The organism is Pseudomonas fluorescens (genome assembly GCF_018614655.1).
Lineage (GTDB): Bacteria > Pseudomonadota > Gammaproteobacteria > Pseudomonadales > Pseudomonadaceae > Aquipseudomonas > Aquipseudomonas fluorescens_BX.
The window spans coordinates 166,544-186,657 of sequence record NZ_JAGGOG010000011.1 but is presented as its reverse complement, the minus strand read 5'-3'; the positions used below and the strand labels follow the sequence as shown (position 1 = coordinate 186,657).

General features: G+C 61.3%; 18 protein-coding genes. 6 read left to right on the top strand and 12 right to left on the bottom strand.

Annotated features, from left to right (window positions below; genetic code table 11):
• Window positions 1-26: 26 nt before the first annotated feature.
• The 10 genes from J7E41_RS11235 to J7E41_RS11190 all read right to left on the bottom strand — a co-directional run bounded on the left by J7E41_RS11235 (window position 27) and on the right by J7E41_RS11190 (window position 12,471).
• Entirely contained in the window at window positions 27-518 is a 492-nt protein-coding gene (locus J7E41_RS11235) for a RidA family protein (protein ID WP_214992785.1), read from the bottom strand.
• Window positions 519-544: 26 nt separating this feature from the next.
• Window positions 545-2,119, bottom strand: a complete 1,575-nt coding sequence (locus tag J7E41_RS11230; protein WP_214992783.1) for a flavin monoamine oxidase family protein — start codon at window positions 2,117-2,119, stop codon at window positions 545-547.
• Window positions 2,120-2,144: 25 nt separating this feature from the next.
• Window positions 2,145-4,265, bottom strand: a complete 2,121-nt coding sequence (locus J7E41_RS11225) for a TonB-dependent receptor (RefSeq protein ID WP_214992780.1) — start codon at window positions 4,263-4,265, stop codon at window positions 2,145-2,147.
• 303 nt (window positions 4,266-4,568) lie between these two features.
• Window positions 4,569-5,528: a D-isomer specific 2-hydroxyacid dehydrogenase family protein gene (locus J7E41_RS11220; protein ID WP_214992777.1), complete on the bottom strand. Its 960-nt coding sequence runs from the start codon at window positions 5,526-5,528 to the stop codon at window positions 4,569-4,571.
• On the bottom strand, window positions 5,525-6,709 hold the full coding sequence (locus tag J7E41_RS11215; protein ID WP_214992775.1) for an acyl-CoA dehydrogenase family protein: 1,185 nt from the start codon (window positions 6,707-6,709) through the stop codon (window positions 5,525-5,527). Before J7E41_RS11215 ends, J7E41_RS11220 begins: the two co-directional genes overlap by 4 nt.
• Before the next feature lie 154 nt (window positions 6,710-6,863).
• Entirely contained in the window at window positions 6,864-7,868 is a 1,005-nt protein-coding gene (locus tag J7E41_RS11210) for an ABC transporter substrate-binding protein (RefSeq protein ID WP_214992773.1), read from the bottom strand.
• 13 nt (window positions 7,869-7,881) lie between these two features.
• Window positions 7,882-9,213, bottom strand: a complete 1,332-nt coding sequence (locus tag J7E41_RS11205) for an LLM class flavin-dependent oxidoreductase (RefSeq protein WP_214992771.1) — start codon at window positions 9,211-9,213, stop codon at window positions 7,882-7,884.
• Window positions 9,214-9,224: 11 nt separating this feature from the next.
• Window positions 9,225-10,181: an ABC transporter substrate-binding protein gene (locus J7E41_RS11200; protein ID WP_214992769.1), complete on the bottom strand. Its 957-nt coding sequence runs from the start codon at window positions 10,179-10,181 to the stop codon at window positions 9,225-9,227.
• Between the two features lie 101 nt (window positions 10,182-10,282).
• Complete coding sequence (locus tag J7E41_RS11195) at window positions 10,283-11,866, bottom strand: rhodanese-related sulfurtransferase (RefSeq protein WP_214992767.1); 1,584 nt, start codon at window positions 11,864-11,866, stop codon at window positions 10,283-10,285.
• Window positions 11,863-12,471 carry a cysteine dioxygenase gene (locus J7E41_RS11190; RefSeq protein WP_214992763.1) on the bottom strand — a complete coding sequence of 203 codons (609 nt, stop codon included), beginning with the start codon at window positions 12,469-12,471 and terminating at the stop codon, window positions 11,863-11,865. Before J7E41_RS11190 ends, J7E41_RS11195 begins: the two co-directional genes overlap by 4 nt.
• Window positions 12,472-12,684: 213 nt before the next feature.
• On the opposite strand from J7E41_RS11190, the gene J7E41_RS11185 reads away from it, so the two are divergent.
• The gene (locus J7E41_RS11185; protein ID WP_214992760.1) at window positions 12,685-13,590 is read left to right on the top strand and encodes a LysR family transcriptional regulator; all 906 of its coding nucleotides are present in this window, start codon (window positions 12,685-12,687) and stop codon (window positions 13,588-13,590) included.
• Between the two features lie 120 nt (window positions 13,591-13,710).
• On the top strand, window positions 13,711-14,505 hold the full coding sequence (locus tag J7E41_RS11180) for a class II aldolase/adducin family protein (RefSeq protein ID WP_214992757.1): 795 nt from the start codon (window positions 13,711-13,713) through the stop codon (window positions 14,503-14,505).
• A 40-nt stretch (window positions 14,506-14,545) separates the two neighbouring features.
• Here the strand turns inward: J7E41_RS11180 and J7E41_RS11175 are convergent, their stop codons facing one another.
• Entirely contained in the window at window positions 14,546-15,622 is a 1,077-nt protein-coding gene (locus J7E41_RS11175) for an LLM class flavin-dependent oxidoreductase (RefSeq protein ID WP_214992754.1), read from the bottom strand.
• A 274-nt stretch (window positions 15,623-15,896) separates the two neighbouring features.
• Between J7E41_RS11175 and J7E41_RS11170 the strand changes: the two genes are divergently transcribed.
• The 4 genes from J7E41_RS11170 to J7E41_RS11155 all read left to right on the top strand — a co-directional run bounded on the left by J7E41_RS11170 (window position 15,897) and on the right by J7E41_RS11155 (window position 19,229).
• Complete coding sequence (locus J7E41_RS11170; RefSeq protein ID WP_214992753.1) at window positions 15,897-16,766, top strand: ABC transporter permease; 870 nt, start codon at window positions 15,897-15,899, stop codon at window positions 16,764-16,766.
• Between the two features lies 1 nt (window position 16,767).
• Window positions 16,768-17,541 (top strand): ABC transporter ATP-binding protein, encoded by a 774-nt coding sequence (locus tag J7E41_RS11165; RefSeq protein WP_214992751.1) that lies wholly within the window; start codon window positions 16,768-16,770, stop codon window positions 17,539-17,541.
• Window positions 17,534-18,505, top strand: a complete 972-nt coding sequence (locus tag J7E41_RS11160; RefSeq protein WP_214992748.1) for an ABC transporter substrate-binding protein — start codon at window positions 17,534-17,536, stop codon at window positions 18,503-18,505. The genes J7E41_RS11165 and J7E41_RS11160 overlap by 8 nt, the downstream gene beginning before the upstream one ends.
• 112 nt (window positions 18,506-18,617) lie before the next feature.
• Window positions 18,618-19,229, top strand: a complete 612-nt coding sequence (locus J7E41_RS11155) for a hypothetical protein (RefSeq protein ID WP_214992746.1) — start codon at window positions 18,618-18,620, stop codon at window positions 19,227-19,229.
• Here the strand turns inward: J7E41_RS11155 and J7E41_RS11150 are convergent.
• Entirely contained in the window at window positions 19,193-20,089 is an 897-nt protein-coding gene (locus J7E41_RS11150) for an AraC family transcriptional regulator (protein WP_214992744.1), read from the bottom strand. The genes J7E41_RS11155 and J7E41_RS11150 overlap by 37 nt on opposite strands.
• Window positions 20,090-20,114: the final 25 nt, after the last annotated feature.

The window sequence follows — 20,114 nt, the reverse complement described above, 5'->3', positions numbered from 1 at the left end:
TCCTTGGTCTCGGGGGGAGTCCTGAATCACCGCTTGCGTGCGGCAACGGCCTCGATTTCCACCAGCCCGCCGGGCAGCGGTAGCGCGACCACCTGCACGGCGGTGCGGGCCGGCTTTTTCGGTTGTTCGGCGCTGCCGAAGAAGGGCGTGTAGCCTTCCTGCAAACCGGCGAAATCGAGCTTGCCGCCCTTGCTCGGGTCGCCCACCAGGAATACCCGCAGTTGCACCACGTCACCCAAATCCAGGCCCTGGCTTTTCAGCACGCTCGTGAGTTTTTTGAGGATCGACGTGGTCTGGGTCGCGGTATCGCCATAGGCGGCGAACGAGTCCTTGGGGGCTTTAGGGTCGTGCAAGTCAGCCAGCAAACCACTGACAAACAGCAGCTCGGTTTGCGGCGGCACCGAAACCGCCAGGGAGATCGGGAAGTCGGAGTTGGGCAGCGGCACGCGCTTGATCTCATCAGCGTGGGCGGTGAGGGTGGTGGCGGTCATCAACAATCCTGCGAATAGGGTTTTCATAAGGTCAGTCCGTGAGTGAGAAAAGATCAGGCAGCGACGCCCGGTTGTTGGCGTTCGGCATGGCGACCGATCAGCGAGACGATGCGCCGTGCCGAATCGGCGGCGCTGTTCTGCCAGATACCGACACCGCCATGGGCGAGGGCGTCGCTGGCCAGGTACGTACGGCCCTGGGGCTCGTTGAGAATGCGATAGGCGCTTTCGCCCACCTCGTCGTTGACGATCCACGGGCCTTTGCTGAAGCTGACTTTTGCCCAGTTGATAGCCACCGGTTTTTGCAGCTTGGCGCTGTGGCCGGGGTGCAGCAGTTCCACGGCCTGGCGTGAGGAGGCGAACTGTTCGGCGAGGGACTTTTTGCTGAAGGCCACGGCGGACTCGCTGGTGTTGTAGGCCGCTACCAGAATCCCCTGGGCGCTGTTGAGGCGGTCGCTGGGGTACCACAGGCCTTTGACTTCATGGTCGAGGTACGACAGGCCGCCGTAGATACTGAATTCACTTTCCCAGAAACGCGGTGACTGCCAGGCCACCTTGTTGGCCTGGTCGCTCTGTGCGGTCTGGATCGCCTGCTTGAACGGGGCGGTGAAGTTACTCGCCAGCTTGGCCAACAACGGCAAGGGCACGGTGACGATGGCGTAGTCGGCGCTCAGGGTCTGGGTCTTGCCGCTGATACGGTCGCGGTAGGTGATGCGGCTGCCAAGCTCTGCCGTCTGGATATCGCTGACTTCGGCGTTGAAACGCACGGCATCCTTGAGGTGTTCGTAGAAGGCGTAGGGAATGCGGTCCATGCCGCCCACCGGTTGAAACATGGTCGATGAAAACTCCGGGATTTCATCGAACACCAGCGCGCCCCACAGCTTGGGATTGAGCAAGGTTTGCAGCTCCAGCGGCGCCCGGGTCACCCCGGTTTGATCGCCGGCGCCAGGGATGCGGGTGTAGCCGGAACGCACCGAGCCCTTGTATTGCAGGTCGCTGTTGAGGTCGCCATACACCTTGAGGAAGTTGAGCAGCGCCTTGCGGTCGTCGACGCTCAAATCCTGATCCAGGGCCTTACGGCTGACGGTACGTGCCAGCAGCTCTGAAAGCTGGCCGCGGGTGTCGTTGACCGCCTGGCGCAACTGAAAAGCAGGCTGCTGCGTATCCGGCCGAGCCAAGGCGTTGCGGCTGCTATTGACCAACACTTGCAGCTCCACCCCCAGCTCGCGGCAGTAGCCGAGGAGAGTCTGGTGATGACTGGGAATACGCGCGGGGCCGGCGTTGAAAAACTGCCCGTCATCGAAATCGACGGTCTGGCTGACGCCGTCGTCGAAGTCGACCTTGCTGCCACGGCGCAAGGTCCAGTTGCGGCCGCCGACGCGATCACGGGCCTCCAGGATCGTCACATTGAAACCGGCTTTGCGTAGCTCATAGGCGCTGACCAGCCCGGAGATTCCGGCGCCGACCACCACCACGTTTTTGCCTTTGCCGGTGCTGCCCAATTGCAGCGGGGTGAAGCTCGACGCCACGGCCTGGGGCGTCAGCCCTAATGCACCGAGGGCGCTGACGGCGGCGCTATAGCCGCCCACGGCGGCAATACGGGAAATCAATTCCCTGCGGGTAAAAGCCATGATTCGCTCCTTGATGTAGCGGGGGTTAGAGGTCGTAGCGCACAGACAGCAAGAGGGTTCGCGGGTCGTTGATCGAGTAGTAGCGCGCGCCACTGGACGGCACGTAGCCCACCGATTGCGGGTAGGCGCGGTCCAGCAGGTTTTTCACCGACAGCGTGGTGGTCCAGTGGCCGTCGCTTGAGAGGTAGCTGGTGTGGGCGTTCCAGAAGGTCTGGGTGGGGATTTCCTGGATATCGTCGTTCAGCGCATTGGCGTAGGACTTGGTCTGGAACTGCGCATCGGTACCCGCCAGCAAGGTGCCGGGCAGCCCGATGGGCACGGTGTAGTTCAGACCGACACTGGCGTTCCAGCGCGGTGAAAACACCAGCTGTTTACCGTTGGCATCCACCCCGGCGCCGCTGGCGTTCTGAAAGTCGTCGTACTGGCTTTGCAAGTAGCCGAGGTTGGCCGTCAGTTGCAGGTCGCGGCTCAGGGCGGTGAGGGTTTCCACTTCGACGCCATACGTGTGGGCCTGGCCGACATTGGTGCGCAGGCTGACCCCCAGCGCCGGGTCATAGGCGTTGGTCTGCAGGTCTTTGTAGTCGTTGTAGAACAGCGCGACGTTGGCCCGCAGGCGTTGGTCGAAGAAGTCACCCTTGAACCCGGTTTCCCAGGTGGTCACGTCTTCCGGGGAGAACGCCTGTTCGGCGGCGGCCCGGGTGGGCGCACGGTTGTCGTAGCCGCCTGCCTTGAAGCCCTTGGCGACGTAGGCGTATTGATTCAGGTGCGGGGTCCAGGCGTACTCGAAGCCGATTTTCGGGCTGGTGGATTGCCACGACTTGCTCGATTCGGCGCTGAAGTTGGTGCCGGTGATTTGCCGATCGGTGGTGATCGCGTAGTTGGTGAAGTCGAAATTCTTGTGCTCGCGGGTAAAGCGCAGCCCGGCGATCAGCGACAATTGCGCGGTCAGCTTGTAGGTACCCTGGCCATACAGCGCGTAGCTTTCGGTGTTGGTGGTGCTGTACTGGCCCTGGCCGATCACCTGCTTGCGCGCGACGGAATACGTGAGGTTGTCGCGGTCGGCATCGAACTTTTCGCGGTACAGGTACAGGCCGGTGCTGAAGCTGAAATCGTCGTAGTCGCCGTTGAGCTGGAACTCCTGGGTGGCGTAGTTCTGTTGGTAAAGAATCAGGTTGTTCTGGATCAGCGCGGCTTGCCCGGAGTTGTCGTAGTCCACCGGCTGATGGAAGGCCGACCAGGCGCTGACCGACTTGAAATTGAGGTGGTCATCGATGGCGTAGATTGCCCGCAGCACCGAGCTGCCTTGGTCGAGGCGGTTTTTCGGGTTGAGGCTGCTGTAGCTCTTGAACTTGTCAAAATGGCCGTTGGCGTCAAACGGGGTATAGCTGGTGGTGTCGCCCCGGTCGAAGGTGCCGGCCAGGGTCAGTTGTACATCCCACGGTGAGTCCACGGGGTTGTAGCGCAGCTTGCCGCGATAGGACTGGATGTCGACGTTGTTCACGTCTGCGCCCCGGGTCGGATTGGAGACGGTGCCGTCGCGGGTGAGGCGAATCGCCGAAAAACTGCCGAACAGGGCGTTGTCTACCAACGGCCCGCTGATCAGCAAGCGGCCGTTTTGCGCGTTGTAGTTGCCGGCGCCAAGCTCCAGGAAACCACGGGTTTCCTGGGTGGGATCGCGGGTGATGACCCGGATCGCGCCGGCACTGCTATTGCGTCCGTACAACGTGCCCTGAGGGCCACGCAGCACTTCGACGCGTTCGACATCGTTGAAGTCGAGCATCGAGGAAATGGCCCGTGGGATGTACAGGTCATCGGCATACACCGCCACCGCGGATTCCTGGATCGGGTCGGTTTCGCCGATGCCGCGAATCCCGTAGGTTTGGGCGCTGTAGGAGATTGACTGGCGGCTCAAGGATAAATTGGGCACCTGTCCGGCAAGGTCACGCACGCTTTTGATCTGCTTGTCTTCCAGGGTCTTTTCGTCGAAAGCGGAAATCGCCAGCGGGGTTTTTTGCAGGTCTTCGCTGCGGTGCTCGGCGGTGACGTTGACCACGGGCAGGGCGGTGTCGTCGGCGTGGGCCGAGAGGCCAAACAGCGTAAGGGAAACGGCCAGTGTCAGGCGATTGGGTACGAGGGTGTGACTCATGTGGGGCCCCTGAGGTAGATGACGGTTTAGGCAAGGCCTCCACCTGGTCAGGGGTCGGTGCTGGATGTAACAGTATTTGTATAAATGCGGCCCGTAAAAGTCCGATTAGTTATAAGTTAATTATAAAAAATAGACATTTATAGTTTTTAAATAGATGCGTAAAGCTGATGATGTTTTTTGACGAACACATAACCAATGTGGGAGCGGGCTTGCTCGCGAAAGCGGAATGTCAGTCACCGGATATGTCGACTGATACACCGCTTTCGCGAGCAAGCTCGCTCCCACATTTTGATCGAGTTCGGCTTAATAACCGCGTTGCGTATTGGCCAGGTTTTCCAGCGGTGAACCTTCGAGATAGCGCTCCAGATTGCCCAGAAAACTATCCGCAATGTCATACCGGCTATTGGTTGAAATCGCCGACGTATGCGGCGACAGCCTCACCCTCGGATGCCCATAGAGCGCATGCCCATCCGGCAATGGCTCCGGCTCGGTTACATCCAGCGAGGCCAGGCCGACGCTGCCGTTGTCCAACGCCTCCAACAGCGCCTCATGATCCAGCAACCCGCCCCGGGCAATGTTGATCAGGTGCAGGCCCGGCTTGGCACTGGCCAGTACCTGGCGATCCACCAAATGGCGTGTCGCCTCGGTCAATGGTGCGGCCAGCACCAGGTGATCGGAACGGGCAAACAAGTCATGAATATCCCGCGCGGCTTCAACCCCGGCCACCTCGAACGGTGTCTGGCTCTGACGCAGTGCGATGACCTTGATCCCTAATGCATGGGCCTTTTGCGCGAGACTGCGGCCAATCGCACCGAAGCCCAATATCCCCAGCGTCGTGCCTTTGAGTGGCCTCAACGCGGTGAACTGCCACTGCGAGTCATGCACCCAGATATCTGGCAAATGCTTGGCGGCAGCGAAGAGCGCAGCCAGAGCGAATTCGGCGATGTTATCGGCGGCGCTGCCTCGTGACGTACTCACCGGTGGGCCGTTGAACAGCCATTTGGGGTAGAAGTCGATACCCGAGGACACCACCTGAATCCATTGCACCCCATACGGCCAGCCCGGTGGCGGCGTATCTGGCGCTTGATAACCGCGCACATTGATGGGGCGCGCCAACAGGATATTGGCCTGGGCCGGCAGGTCGCTGGGCACGCCTGTCGGTACGGCGATGACTTCGGCATCGGGATGGGTCAGGGCCAGGCGTTGGCGGATGACCTCGTTGAAATCGTCATCCAACTGGCTGGCGATAATCACCTGGCTCATGTGCGCTCCTTCTGGCGTTGGGCGAAGATGGCCTTGCCGACCCCTTGCAACACCGCGTCGTTCTGCGGCGTATGTACCCGGCTGCACAGCACGTCGCGGTAATGCCGTTGCAGCGGGCTATGGCGCGACAAACCGGGATTGCCCGAGGCCTCGAGGGCCAGCTCGACGGCGCGGATGGCGTTGCCGGTCACCAGGAATTTCAACTGCGCGGCGTTGGCCGTCGGCGTATGCCCCTCGGCCGCCGCGTCCAGCAGGCTGCGGTTGGCAAACAGCAGGGTGTCGATATGGCCAACGGTTTCCTGAAAGCGCGGCAGGGTCGACAGTGCCGCGCCGAGGTTGGACGGCTTGCGTTGTTCCAGCCAGTCCACCAGCCAGTCCCGCGCGGCCTGGGCCACGGCGTCGTAGACCGACGACAGCAGCACCGACATCCACAGGAACCCATCGCCATCCAGCTCTGCCTGCGGCGCGCTCCAGGGGCTGACGCTGACAGCGTGATCCAGCGGCACCAGCACGTTGTCGAACACCACTTCGTGGCTGCAGGTGGCGCGCATGCCCAGGTGATCCCAGGTGTCGATGATGCTGATGCCGGGGCTGTCCTTGGGCACCAGCCACGCGCCTACCAGCGGGTCTTCATCGCTGCTGCGGGCCCAGACGCTGAACCAGGTCAGGCCGTGGCTGCCGGTGGAGTAGATCTTGCGCCCGCTGATCCGCCAACCGGCGGAGGTACGTCGGGCGATCGTCGCCGGCAGACCGCCACGGGCCGGCGTGCCGAGGTCAGGCTCAACCCGCAGGGCGTTGATCAGCGCGCCGTTGCGAACAGCATCTTCGGCGACTTTTACCCGCAGTGACGGTGGCCAGCTTTTGCTGTCTTGCAGGCGTGTGTGTTGCAAGTACTGCATCACCAGGATCAACGCGGTGGACGGTTCGGCCTTGGCGATGGCGCTGATGGCCTGGCGCGCCTGGGCCAAGTTGGCACCGCCACCGCCGAGGGCTTTGGGCACGGTCAAGGCCACCAGACCATGCTGGTGCAGCAGTTTGAAATTCTCGTGGGGGAAGGCGCCGCTTTCGTCAACGATGTGTGCAGTGGCGGCGAGCTGGGCGCTGAGGCGTTCCAGCAAGGCTTCGAAATTGGCCACTTCCACGGAGCGCAGAAGCGGCGGTTGTTGAGATGAAAGGCTCATTATCGGTGTACTCGGTCAAAATGTGGGAGCGGCGGTGCGACGATTCGACTTGCTCGCGAAAGCGGTGGATCATTCAGTGCATGTGGTGCCTGACACACCGCTTTCGCGAGCAAGCCCGCTCCCACATTGGCTATTCGGCGTTTTCGAAGGAGGGTTATAGCGGCAGCAACTTGAACTGCCGATCCCACAACGGGCTGACATCCAGCCGCTCGCTCAACACGCCGGCATTGAAGAACAAGTCCGCGACTTCCTGCTGTGAGGCGATGGCCTGGTCATTGACCTCGATCACGCGGTAGGGCTGGCTGCGGTTGTTGTACATGTCGAGAAACACCGCCTTATCCACCCCCAGCAGTTGCGCCGATTTCGCGGCCCAGGGTTCGGGGTTGTTGTTCATCCATTCCAGGGTGCGAGCTTCGCGCTGCAAGTAATCCTGGATCGCCTGTTTGCGTAGCGGGTCTTGCAGGGCTGCGGGGCGGGCGGCGATCAGGTAGTTGCCCGAGAGGTAGCCCAGGGCGGTTTTCAATACCCGGGCGCCGCTGCGGAATTTCGCCAGCTGGATAAACACCCCATAGATCACCCAGGCATCCAGCTGGCCACTCTGGAACGCGCTGAAACCGTCCTGCGGGGTCAGCGGTACGGCGGTGATGTCGTTCAGGGTCAGCCCTTGTTCTTTCAAGGCCTTGATCAAAAAGTAGTGGGAGGTGGTGGAGCGCACATACCCCACGCGCTTGCCTTTGAGTTGCTCGACTGACTCCAGCTTTGAGTCCTTGGGGATCAGGATCACCTGGTTATTTACATCCCCTTGCAGCACGGCGATCAGCTTGGGTTCGCGATGACTCTGGATCGAGAAAATCGGCGGGATTTCACTCATGCCGCCGATGTCCAGGCTGCCGGAGGCCAGGGCTTCGACGATCAGGTTGCCGCCGGCAAACTCGGCGAAGTCGACCTTGTAGGGGCGATCGGAAGTGCCGGCGTCATCGGTGAAATACGAGTCCTGGCCACGGTAGGTGGCGACGCTCAGGGTCAGGTCCGCCAGCGGGTGGGCCTGGGCGAACGCCCGTGCAGGCAGCCCCAGGGACGACAAACCCATGGCACCGAGGGCGATGGAGCTGGCGGTGAGGAAGCCGCGACGATTGAACTGTCCGTGTGTGTTCTTCATGGTCGGGCCCTGATCAGATGGCGAGTTCAAGCTCGACGGCGTGACGATTGACCGGCACGTCCAGGCCGAAGTTGTCCCGCAGCGTGTGGCCGCTGTATGCCTGGCGAAACAACCCGCGCTCTTGAAGTACCGGCACCACCAGTTCGGTAAAGGACTGCAAGCCGTCCGGCAGCAGCGAATTGATGATGAAGCCGTCGGCGGCGCCGCCTTCGAACCAGGTCTGGATGGCGTCGGCCACCTGTTGCGGCGTGCCGACAAAGTCCCGCCGTGGTCGGGAGAAGCGCAGGGCGACTTCCCGCAGGCTCAGGCCTTCGTCCCGGGCCAGTTGCTTGATGCGGTCGGAGCCGCCTTTTTGGCTGTTGGAACCCAGGTCGCCCAGCTCGGGGAACGGTGCGTCCAACGGGTATTGGCTGAAGTCATGGTCATTGAAGGGGCGGCCGAGGGCGACGATGGCGTCTTCGATGGTCACCAGTTCCACCGCTTGCTGATAGCGGCTTTCTACCTCGGCGGCATCGCGCCCGACAATCGGCCGGATGCCCGGCAGGATGGATAGGTGGTTGGCGTCGCGACCAAATCCGCGGGCGCGTTGTTTAAGGTCCTGCGCGTAGCTCAGTGCTTCTTCGAAATGCTCGGCGTGGACAAAAATGGCATCAGCGTTTTCGGCGGCAAAGTTACGGCCATCCTCGGAAGTCCCGGCCTGGAAAATCACCGGCTGGCCTTGGCGGGAGCGCGCAATATTGAGTGGGCCTTTGACCGAGAAAAACTCACCTTTGTGGTCCAGGGCATGGAGCTTGCCGGGGGTGAAAAACTCACCGCTTTGCTTGTTGTAGGCGAAGGCATCGTCTTCCCAGGAATCCCACAGGCCCTGGACCACCTTCACGTGTTCCTTGGCGATGCGATAACGCACGGCATGGGGTGGATGCTCGGGTTTGCTGAAGTTGTCGGCGGTGCCGCTGAGCCAGGAGGTCACCACGTTCCAACCGGCGCGACCGCCGCTGATATGGTCCAGGGACGCAAACTGGCGGGCCACCTGGAACGGCTCGGTGTAGCTGACGGTCACCGTCGCCACCAGGCCGATGTGCGAGGTCAGGGCTGCGAGGGCCGATAGGATGGTCAACGGTTCGAAGCGGTTGAGGTAGTGGGGGCTGGATTTTTCGTGGATATGCAGGCTGTCGGCAATGAACACGAAATCGAACTTGGCACCTTCGGCCAGTTGCGTCTGCTGCTTATAGAAACCGAAGTTCACACTGGCATTGGCCAGGGCTTGCGGGTGGCGCCATTCGCCCCAGCCATGACCGACGCCATGGACCATCGCACCGAGTTTCAGTTGGCGTTGTTTGCTCATGGTTCTACTCCTTAGCGGGAAGCCTGGTTGAGGGGGGCGCGCTGGGCGTTGAAGCTTTTGTCGAAGCCTTGGGAGACGTCGATGGGTTTGGTGAGCAGGCCTTCTTCCCGGTAGATCTCGGCAGTGGCTTGCAAGCCGCTGATCACGCCATCGTCGATCAGCACCGGTTGCATGTGGGTGGCATTCGCCACGGCCACATGTACCGCCAGCGGCAAGCCGGTGACCTTGGCCTGGGCGGCGGCGTAGGCCTCGGGGTGGGCGTTGGTCCAGCGGTAGGCCCGGTCGACCCGGGCGACAAAGTCTTCCAGTTGCGGGCGTTTGTCGGCGATGGCCTGGCTGGTGGCGGCGAGGTACAGGTGATTGGTCAACAGGGTGTCGCCACTGGCCAGGACTTTGGCCTGGCTCTGGCTGGTGACCACGGTGGTATAGGGATCCCAGGTCGACCAGGCGTCGGCCGTGCCGTTATCCAGCAGCAAGCGCGACTCACTGGGCAGCAAGTAGATGAACTGCGCATCGTGGGTACTCAGGCCAACGCTGCGCAGGGCTTTGATCGCCAACAGGTGGCCGATGGAACCGCGGGTGGTGACGATGCGTTTGCCCTTGAGGTCGAGGGCGGTGTTCAGCGGCGAGCCCTTGGGCGCGAGAATCGCGGTGGTGTAGCGACCCTCGGCGTGGATGATGCTCACCACCTTGAGCGGCGCACCGGCACCCAAGGCGAAAACATAGGGCGCATCACCCAGGGCCCCGATGTCGACGGCGCCGGCATTCAAGGCTTCACCCAAGGGCGCTGCGGCGGGGAATTCGGAGAACTGGATCTCGTAGGGCACATCGTTCAGTTCGCCGGAGACTTCCAACAGCACCTTGATGGTGGACTTCTGGTTGGCCACGCGTAGCGGTTGCAGGTCGGCGGCCTGGCTGGTGCTGCCCAAGGCGAGGGCGATCAACAGGAGGGGAAGGGTAAAGCGCATTGGGGTTGCTCCAGGCTAGGTCTTGCGTTGGGTCGCCTCCGCCTGGAGAAGGGGTCGGCCAATGTTGGGGGAGCAGCGAGCAGGCTCGCTGCGGGTGTGCTTCAGATCACAAAGAAACCATGGGTACCGTCGCGGGCCAGTTGGTCCACCAACCCGAACTCCCAATCGAGATAAGCCTGCATGGCTTCCCGCGGGTTGTCGGTGCCTTCGTAAGGGCGACGATAACGGTCGATGCGCGGTGAGGCGAGGCGGCTTTCGCCTTCCTCTAGCGGTAATTGCGCGGCGATCCAGCCGGCCGTGCCGTCACTTAGCAAAAACACCTGTTTGCCGGTGATGGCTTCCACTTCGGCCACCGCCAGGCGTGCCAACTGGCTGCTGCCGCAGGTCAGCACATAGCGTTGCGCCGCCGGCACGTTGCTCAAGGCTTGGGTCAGTTGCCCGCGCAATGCCCACCAGGCACCGGGGATATGGCGTTTGACGTAATTGGCGCTGCTGGTGAAGTCCAGCACGACGGTGTCGCCATGGGGCAGCCATTCGGCCAGGGTTTGTGGGCTGATTGCTTCGGCTTGTTGTGCGGCAGGAACCGGGGCCTGCCAGGCACCACGTTCGCTGAAGTGGGCTGGTTGCAGGTCATCCACCACGAAGACTTCCCAGCCCAACTGCGCCAGCCAGGAGGCGGACATATTGGCCCGCACGCCATCGTCGTCCACCAGTACCAGGCGTGCACCGCGAACGCTGGCCACATGATCGGTTTCCTGCACCAGTTGGCCGCCAGGCGTCGAGCGGGCCGAGGGCAGGTGGCCGGCTTCGAATTCTTCCGGGGTGCGCACATCGAACAGGTAGGTAGTGCGGGAGGGTTCCTGTTGCCAGCGGCTCAGGTCGGCGAAGGTCGCACGGCCAACCCGGGCCTTGTCGGCGACACGGCGAGCTTCTTGCGCGGCCACCTGGCGATGTTCTTCGCCGGCGGGCAAGAAGCGCCGTGATTGGCCGTGTTGTAGGGTTTGCCCGGCGAGGGTCCAGCCGATGGTGCCGTTGCGCAGGGCGGATACCGGGTTGGGAATGCCGGCATTGATCAACGATTGGGTGCCGATGATGCTGCGGGTACGCCCGGCGCAATTGACGATGATACGGGTGGCCGGGTCCGGCGCCAGCTCGCGGGCCCGCAGCACCAGTTCGGCCCCCGGTACGCTGATACTGGAGGGAATGCTCATGGTCTGGTATTCGTCGAAACGGCGGGCGTCGAGTACCACCACATCGGCCTCGTTATCCAGCAGTGCCTGAACCTCTTCTGCGGCCAGGGACGGCGTATGCCGTTGGCTTTCCACCAGTTCGCCGAATGCCTTGCTGGGCACGTTGACGTCGATAAACAGTTCACCACCGGCGCTGCGCCAACCGTCCAGCCCGCCTTCCAACAGGCTGACTTGGGTATAACCGAGCGCCTGTAAGCGTTGAACGGCAATCTCTGCCAGGCCTTCGCCATTGTCATACACGGTGACGGCGGTATCACGGCGCGGAATGCGCGAATACACCTCCAGCTCCAGCTTGGACAACGCAATATTGGCCGCAAACAGCGGATGAGCTTCGGCGAACGGAGCCTCTTCGCGCACATCCACGAGGGCCAACTCTGCATGGTCCAGCAGTGCCTGGCGAATCTGGGCGAAGGAGCGGGTCGGTACAGTACTCATAGGGCAGTGCTCTCTTTGGACAAATCCCAGATATTGGGGAGAAAGGCGTTGGAGTAACCGGAGATAAACAGCTTTTCGCTGCCGTCGGCCTGGTACACCGCGCGGCGTACGGCACCGATATTGGCACCGTAGACATGGATGCTGATGGACACCTGGTCGTCAAAGGCATTGCTGACCTGGTGGATGTCGCCGATCTTCGGTGACACCGCTTCCACCTGGCCCGGTTCAAGCTGGACCCGCTTACCCTCGGCGATCAACGCGCCCTGGGCATCACGCCCAAAGCCTTGGGCATATTCGGAACCGCGCAACATGCCGATCAAACCCCACACCCGGTGGTCATGAATCGGCGTGGTCTGCCCCGGCCCCCACACGAAACTGACGATGCTGAAGCGCTGGCGCGAATCGGCATGCAGCAGGTATTGCTGATAGCGCTCGGGGCTGGCCTGGGCGAACTCATCCGGCAGCCAGTCGTCATGGCTGACCAGTTGCTCCAGCAGCTTGCCGCCGCGGTGCAGCAAATCGCCTTCGCGAGGATTGCCGTCGATCAATTCCGCCAGGGCGCCTATGAAGGCTCTGAGTCTTTCCGGGTGTCGGGCCTGGGTCATGGCAGTTCCATCGTCGCGGTTGGTGGATTTATCTAAGCATAATGTTCGTTGTTAATATGCTATTTTTTAATGATTAGGTTATAGCTGAAAGTAATTTAGAACCGGTTTGAATAGCGTTAGACGTTATCGATAGGCCCGGCGGGCTATCCAGATACCGACAATGGAACTATGCTTTTCCGACATCTTATTGACTGTTCTCTATGTGCGGGCCAAATGAAAATTGACGATATCGATGCCTTTGTCGAAGTGATTCGTTGCCAGTCCATCAGCCATGCCGCCGAGTCGCTGCAACTGACTCAACCGGCGATCACCCGCCGCGTGCAGAACTTCGAGCAGGCGCTGGGCGTGGAGTTGTTCGACCGCAACACCAAACCCCTCAAGCCTACTTTGATCGGTACTCGGGTGTATGAACAGTGCCGATTGATCCTGCGGGAAATGGATGCCCTGCGCGAGCTGGTGGCTACCGACGCACCGCCCACCGGGCTGCTGCGCCTGGGCGTGCCGCAAACCATCGGCGACGTGGTGCTGCTCGATGCCCTCAAGCACCTGCGCAGCGAGTACCCCGACTTGCGTGCGCAGGTCACGACCGGGTGGGGCAGTCAACTGGTGGGCAAGATCGAGCGCGGTGAACTGGACGCCGCAGCGGCGCTGTTCCCGGCCGGGAAAATTTTCCCGGACAACATCGTCGGCGAATCCATCGGCAAGATGGAGCTGGTGGTGGTCTGTGCCAAGGCCCAGCTACCCAAGCGCCCATGCAAGCTGGCTGACGTCTATCAGAATGGCTGGGTGCTCAATCCGGATGGCTGCGGCTTTCGCGCCGGTTTACAGCGCACCTTGTCGGACCAGGGCCTGGCCCTGCGGGTCAATCTGGAGACCTTTGGCACCGAGCTGCAACTGGGGCTGGTGGCGGACGGCCTGGGCCTGGGTCTGGTGCCACGTCCATTGCTGGAGCGCAGCGCCCACCGTGATCAACTGGCGGTGATGCCCCTCAAGGATTTCAAGCCGGTGATGGACCTGTGGCTGATCTACCCGCACTTTCTCGGCAACCTGCAAGGTCCGGTGGACGCGTTTGGCAAGCGTGTGGCCGACTCACTGCACAAGGTCCGGGACGCTGCATGATGGTGCGCACGGGACATAAAAAATAATAATAATTAGCTTAGATTAAAATGTGCTTTTTATTATTTTTTGCCTTCCCCTAGGCTGACTGGAGATTCTCCATACCCTCCAGGAAGTGTTGCCATGAGCAGTGTCAGTCCGTTATCCAGCGTCTCGAAAAATGTTCGCCAGCGGGTCAGCCCGCAAGAGTGGGAGGTGCGGGTCAAGCTGGCCGCCGCCTATCGATTGGCGGCTTTGTACAAGTGGACCGATCATATCTATACCCACTTCTCCGCGCGGGTACCGGGCCCCGAGGAGCACTTCCTGATCAACGCCTTCGGGTTGTTGTTCGATGAAATCAGCGCCTCCAATCTGGTCAAGGTGGACATCGACGGCACTATCGTTGATGACCCGACAGGGCTTGGCATCAACTACGCCGGCTATGTGATCCACAGCGCCATCCACGGCGCCCGTCCCGACCTGCAAGCGGTGTTGCACACCCACACCCGAGACGGCATTGCGGTGTCGGCGCAAAAAGACGGGTTGCTGCCGATTTCCCAGCACTCCATTGGTTTCTCCGGGCGCGTGGCGTATCACGGGTATGAAGGCGTAGCGCTGGACCTGGATGAGCGTGAGCGCCTGGTGGCAGATCTTGGCGACAAGAGTGTGATGATCCTGCGTAACCATGGGCTGTTGACCGCGGGCATCAGCGTCGAGCACGCGTTCCAGCAACTGCAGGGGTTGGAGCGGGCCTGCAATATTCAGATCGCGGCGCAGGCAGGCGGGAATGCCGAATTGATCTTCCCGCCGGCAGAGGTGGTGGCCAAGGTCGAAAAACAGGCCGAGGTGTTCAAAAGTGGGGATGGGCCAGGCGTGGCCCGGCATTGGAATGCGCTGATCCGTCAGTTGGAGCGTACGGATACTGACTACAAGGATTGAGGCATTGATCGTTCCCACGTGAGTGGGAACGATCTGTGTGTCAGGCCGCTTGCTGCTTGCGCTCGGCCACCAGTTGACGGGTCAGGGGAATCAGGCGCTTGCCATAGTCGATTGCATCATTGAGCGGGTCAAAGCCGCGAATCAGGAAGGTGGTGATGCCCAGCTCGTAATAGTCGAGCAGGGCCTCGGCCACTTGTTCCGGGGTGCCCACCAATGAGGTGGAGTTACCTTGTGCACCCAACAGGCCGGCGATTCCGGTCCACAAACGTTTATCCAGCCTCGAGCCCTGCGCCGCCGCTGCTAACAGACGACGGGAGCCTTCATTCGGGGGTTCACGTCTTACAAAGCCGTTCTTTTCGGCCAGCGCGGTGGCCTGTTGCAGAATACGCTCGGCACGTTCCCAGGCCAGTTCTTCGGTCTCGGCCAGGATCGGTCGCAACGACAAACTGAAGCGTATCGTTCGCCCATGCTTGGCCGCTTCAGCTCGCACCTGCGTCACCACCTCCCGCACTTGCTCATAGGTTTCACCCCACAGCGCATACACGTCCGCGTGCTTGCCGGCCACGGCGATGGCCGCCGCTGATGAACCGCCGAAATACAGCGGGATATGCGGCTGTTGTGGCGACTTGACCGTCGAGTGCGCACCTTCGACCTGGTAGTAGGTGCCGTCATAATCGAAGGGTGTCTCGCTGGTCCATTCCTGGCGTACCACGCTGAGGTATTCATCTGTGCGGGCGTAGCGTTCGTCCTTGCCGATGTGGCTGCCATCGGCCCGCAGTTCACGGTCGTCGCCACCGGTGATGATGTGCACGGCGGTGCGCCCGCCGTTGAAGACGTCAAGGGTGGTGAACTGCCGGGCGGCCAGTGTGGGCTGGGTGAAACCGGGTCGATGGGCAATCAGGAACTGCAGCTTTTTCGTCACGCTGGCGGCGTGGGAGGCGATCAGCGTGCTGTCCGGACTATTGGAGTGGAAGGCGATCAGGGCTCGGTCGAAACCGGCCTCTTCGTGGGCGCGGGCGACGATTTCCACATAGTCGGGTTGCAAGGTCGGGCCGCTGCGGGGATGGATTTCCGAGGCGTGGTGGCCACCGATGTAGCCGATAAATTCAATGCTCATGGTCAGTCCTTGTTGAGAGTGAGGTTAAAGCCTCCACCTGGCAGGGGGTCGGGTATGAGAGTGAAAGTAGGGGCAGCCGCAGGGCCTGTAAAATGCCGTTTTGTTCTATCCTAATTATTAAAATAAAGAATCATATTTATAGTTAGATATCAGTAATGCGCATTTTAATCGCATTAGGTTATTCCCAAAAAGAATTTCACTGAGGTTTTTTATGCGAATAGCATGAAACCGCAGCGGCGCTCCTGGCCGTGTTCTTGATGAGGTAGGAAGCCTGATGACTGAAAAGACCCTCAATACCCGTTCGTTTTCCGTCAACAAGGCTGCTCGCCTCACCGGCGATGAAGGCGCGTCACGATTGGTCCCCAATTGGGTACGTAACTGGCGCACCCCTGAGGTGTTGCTGCGCCTGGTCAGCCCGATTGTGCTGTTACTGCTGTGGGAGCTGGCCTCCGAGCTGGGGCTGATCCCGCAACGGATCATTGCCGCACCGTCGCAGATCGGCGGCACATTGTGGGCGATGATCATTTCCGGTGAGCTGGGCAAGCACCTGTGGGTGTCCTTGCAACGAGCGCTGCTGGGCTTGAGCATTGGCGTCAGTATCGGCGTGGTGGCGGCCTTGATTACCGGCTTGTCCAAGCGCGGCGAGGTGATCCTCGACTCGCCGATGCAGATGTTGCGCACCATTCCTTCCCTGGCCCTGGTGCCGTTGTTCATCCTTTGGTTCGGCATTGGCGAGTTCACTAAAATCGCCCTGATTGTCACCGGCACCACGTTTCCGGTGTACCTCAATTTGTTCGCCGGCATCCGCAACATCGACCCCAAGTTGATCGAGGCCGCCAACACGCTGGGCCTCAGTCGTCGCGAGTTGATCTGGCATGTGATTCTGCCGGGCTCCTTGCCTTCGTTTTTTGTCGGTCTGCGCTACTCCCTGGGGATTTCCTGGTTGGCCCTGGTGTTTGTCGAGCAAATCAACACCACCGCCGGCATCGGCTACCTGGCCAGTGATGCCCGGGACTTCATGCGCACCGATGTGATCGTTATCTGCCTGCTGATCTATAGCGTGCTTGGCCTGTTGATCGATGGGCTGATCCGCACCCTGGAACGATTCGCCCTGGCCTGGCGCCCATCTTTTGTGAGGAACTGATATGTCGAGTATTGAACCTTCAGCAGCACCCGTGCAGTTGCGCAATGTGGTGCGCCAGTTCGGCCAGCAGCGGGTGATTGATGGCTTGGACCTGGACATCGCACCCGGCGAGTTCGTGGCCTTGTTGGGCGCCAGCGGTTCCGGCAAGACCACCTTGTTGCGCAGCCTGGCCGGGCTGGACAGTATCGACAGCGGCCAACTGCGCGTGCCCAGGGCCCGCGCGGCGGTGTTTCAGGAACCTCGGCTGATGCCCTGGAAACGCGCCTGGAAAAACGTGACCCTCGGCCTGCGCGTTCCCGATGCCAAGGCCCGCGCCGTGCAAGCCTTGACGGAAGTCGGGCTGGCCCATCGGCTTGAAGCTTATCCGGCGACGCTCTCCGGCGGCGAAGCCCAGCGCGTGGCATTGGCTCGAGGGTTGGTGCGCGAGCCGAAGTTGCTGTTGCTGGACGAGCCTTTTGCTGCCCTGGACGCGTTGACTCGAATCAAGATGCATCGGTTGATCATTGAACTGTGGCGCAAGCACACGCCGGCGGTGCTGCTGGTGACCCACGATGTTGATGAGGCGATCCTGCTGGCGGACCGCGTGATTGTCCTGGCCAATGGCAAGATTGCCGAGCAGTTGAGTATCGACTTGCCTCGGTCACGAGATACCGGCCAGGAAGGTTTCCAGGCGATCCGGGCACGCTTGCTGACCCTGTTGGGGGTCGAGGTGGACGCCCCTGCACAGGTAGCACAAGCCGCAGCCGCCAGCGTCCGGCGGTTTGCCCATGCTTGAGTTCAAAACGTTATTGCTGCTGGGTGCCGCGCTGTTGCTAGGCGGTTGCGATAACGCGGTGGAGGCCCCCAAGTCTTCATCGGAGTTGTCCGGTGTGACTCTGATCCTCGGCGATCAAGCCAAAGGTTTACGCACGGTGGTGGAGGCCGCCAATGCCCTGGAAGGCATCGATTACAAGGTCCAATGGACCAATTTCCAGGGAGCCGCACCGCTGTTCGAAGCCTTGCGCGCCGGAGCGGTAGACCTGGGGCCTGCCGGCGATACACCGGTTCTGGCGGCGGCCACTGGCGGTACGCCTATGCGCATCGTTGCGGTGCGTCGCAGCCAATCCCGAGGGATTGCGATCCTGGTACCGCCGGATTCACCGATTCGCAGCGTGGCCGACCTGAAAGGGCGCAATGTGGTGGTGTCATCGGCCCGGGGCAGTATTTCCCAGTACCTGCTGATTCGTGCCCTGGCCAATGCCGGGGTGGATGAGCAAGACGTCAAGGTCGGCTTTGTGCTGCCCACCGACGCACTGCCGGCTTTCAATGCCGGGAAGATCGACGCCTGGGCCACCTTCGGTGTGTATCAAGCGTTCGCCGAGCAGAAGGGCGCGCGGGTACTGATCAGCGGCGAAGGGATCAATACCGGGTTGACCTTTATCACCGCCTCCGACGAAGTGCTCGCCGACCCGCTTAAGCGCAAGGCCCTCAGCGACCTGTTGCAGCGCTTCGCCAAGGCCTTTGAATGGGCCCGACAGAACCCCGAGGAATACGCGCGGGTGTTTGCCAAGGTCAACGGTATCCCCCTTGAGGTTTCTCAGTTGTTGCGCAGTTGGGGTGACGAGTCGCTGCTGCCGGTAGAGGCTCGGGACGTGCAGGCGCTGCAGCAGGTGGATGATTTGTTCGTAGAGAAGAAGATCTTTGCGCACCGGGTGCAGGTGCAGAGATTGACGGACACCGAGGTGTTTTCGCCGCAATGATCCCAGGGGGAGTTCACGTTTCTCGCCACAAAGTGCGACCGTAGATAACGTTGTATTTTGCCGGGGCCTGGGGTCTCATAGACGCCGGGAAAAACCGGGGAAGGAACAAACATTGATAAGGGCTGAACTTGCGCAATATGGCGGTATTACCGTCATGATTCCGGCTGCGTTGGTAATCGCCGTCTGGTTGTGGCACTCCCGTCCCCAGGCGCTCAAGTGGTGGGGGGTGACAATCGCCTGCACCTACTCGATCGTGGCGTTCAGCAAACTGTTGTTCAAGGGCTGGGGCGTGTCCATCCAGTCCCTCGATATTGCCGTGATCAGCGGCCACGCCATGAACACTTCGCTGATGGTCACGGTGGCGCTGAGCCTGGTGGCACGTCGGATCAACCCCGACTGGCGCTGGCCGGCAGCCGTCGGCGGCGTGTTAATCAGTGGGTGGTTCAGCGCGTTTTGCGTCGCGCCCACGGTTCATCCGCTCAATGAAGCCCTGGCGGGTTACGTGTTGGGGGTGAGCGCCGCGATGGTGTTTCTATGGCGGCTTGAGGTGGTCAATGTCCGGGTTTCACCGTCGTTGATCGGTGGCGGCATGGTCATTCTGTTGCTGAGTGCACTGCTGCCCAAATACAACGCCGAGAAGCTGCTCAACCATGTGGCCGTTACGGTTTCAGGCGCGGACCAGGCCCATCAGGAACCGGTGTGGCGAGAGTCGTCTGAGCGCTGAACGGGGCTCTCGCCCGCAAAGGCAATGGTTGCCGGACCGTCCGGTGGGATGGGGGCACTTGCGCCGATGCGATCCGCCAGGTAGCGCGCCGGCGGCTTGCCCACGGCTTTACGGAACATGGTGATAAAGCCGCTCGCGTTTTCGTAGCCCAGGTCCAGGGCCACCGCCTGTACGCTTTCGCCCTTGGCCAGGCGTTGCAGCGACAGGATCACGTGTAGCTGCCGGCGCCAGCGGCCAAAACTCAAGCCGATTTCCTCCTGCAACAGTCGGGTCATGCTGCGTTCGCTCATGCCGATGCGCACGGCCCACTTGTCGAGGGTCGCCTTGTCGCTCGGATCGGCCAGCAAGCTGTTGGCCAGGCGCTTTAGCCGAGGGTCCCGGGGCATGGGCAGGTGCAGGGCTTCGATCGGGGCCTGGGCCAGTTCATCCAATAACGTGGACACCAAGCGTCCCTGGGGGCCGTCGATCTCATACAGTTGCGGGAAACCGACGGTCTTGCCGATCAACTCATGCAGCAGCGCCGATACCGACAAGGTGCAACAGTGGTGGGGCAGGGCGTTGGCAGCACCGGGCTCGATCAGCAGGCAATAGACCTGCGCCTCTCCAGAGCCACGGGCCGCATGGGAAATGCCGCCGGGAATCCACAGTGCGCATTGGGGCGGTACGATCCAGATGCCTTCTTCGATGTCGCAATGAATCACCCCCCGCAAGGTGTACATCAACTGCCCCCGGCGATGCTGGTGTTGAACATGTTCCCAGCGTTCGGCATCGCTGGAGGCGCCCGCGGCGACGACCGCACGAGGGACGGCATCGACGTCTTTTGCCAGCAGCGGGTCATGGAGTTCAAGGCGGTGCTTCATGGGGTATTCGCTTGTGGCTGGAATG

Coding starts and splice junctions, on each gene's coding strand:
- J7E41_RS11215 (WP_214992775.1), bottom strand. CDS start 6,709: ATGAGCCTTTCATCTCAACAACCGCCGCTTCTGCGCTCCGTGGAAGTG.
- J7E41_RS11195 (WP_214992767.1), bottom strand. CDS start 11,866: ATGAGTACTGTACCGACCCGCTCCTTCGCCCAGATTCGCCAGGCACTG.
- J7E41_RS11205 (WP_214992771.1), bottom strand. CDS start 9,213: ATGAGCAAACAACGCCAACTGAAACTCGGTGCGATGGTCCATGGCGTC.
- J7E41_RS11225 (WP_214992780.1), bottom strand. CDS start 4,265: ATGAGTCACACCCTCGTACCCAATCGCCTGACACTGGCCGTTTCCCTT.
- J7E41_RS11160 (WP_214992748.1), top strand. CDS start 17,534: ATGCTTGAGTTCAAAACGTTATTGCTGCTGGGTGCCGCGCTGTTGCTA.
- J7E41_RS11150 (WP_214992744.1), bottom strand. CDS start 20,089: ATGAAGCACCGCCTTGAACTCCATGACCCGCTGCTGGCAAAAGACGTC.
- J7E41_RS11165 (WP_214992751.1), top strand. CDS start 16,768: ATGTCGAGTATTGAACCTTCAGCAGCACCCGTGCAGTTGCGCAATGTG.
- J7E41_RS11190 (WP_214992763.1), bottom strand. CDS start 12,471: ATGACCCAGGCCCGACACCCGGAAAGACTCAGAGCCTTCATAGGCGCC.
- J7E41_RS11180 (WP_214992757.1), top strand. CDS start 13,711: ATGAGCAGTGTCAGTCCGTTATCCAGCGTCTCGAAAAATGTTCGCCAG.
- J7E41_RS11230 (WP_214992783.1), bottom strand. CDS start 2,119: ATGGCTTTTACCCGCAGGGAATTGATTTCCCGTATTGCCGCCGTGGGC.
- J7E41_RS11235 (WP_214992785.1), bottom strand. CDS start 518: ATGAAAACCCTATTCGCAGGATTGTTGATGACCGCCACCACCCTCACC.
- J7E41_RS11170 (WP_214992753.1), top strand. CDS start 15,897: ATGACTGAAAAGACCCTCAATACCCGTTCGTTTTCCGTCAACAAGGCT.
- J7E41_RS11210 (WP_214992773.1), bottom strand. CDS start 7,868: ATGAAGAACACACACGGACAGTTCAATCGTCGCGGCTTCCTCACCGCC.
- J7E41_RS11220 (WP_214992777.1), bottom strand. CDS start 5,528: ATGAGCCAGGTGATTATCGCCAGCCAGTTGGATGACGATTTCAACGAG.
- J7E41_RS11185 (WP_214992760.1), top strand. CDS start 12,685: ATGAAAATTGACGATATCGATGCCTTTGTCGAAGTGATTCGTTGCCAG.
- J7E41_RS11200 (WP_214992769.1), bottom strand. CDS start 10,181: ATGCGCTTTACCCTTCCCCTCCTGTTGATCGCCCTCGCCTTGGGCAGC.
- J7E41_RS11175 (WP_214992754.1), bottom strand. CDS start 15,622: ATGAGCATTGAATTTATCGGCTACATCGGTGGCCACCACGCCTCGGAA.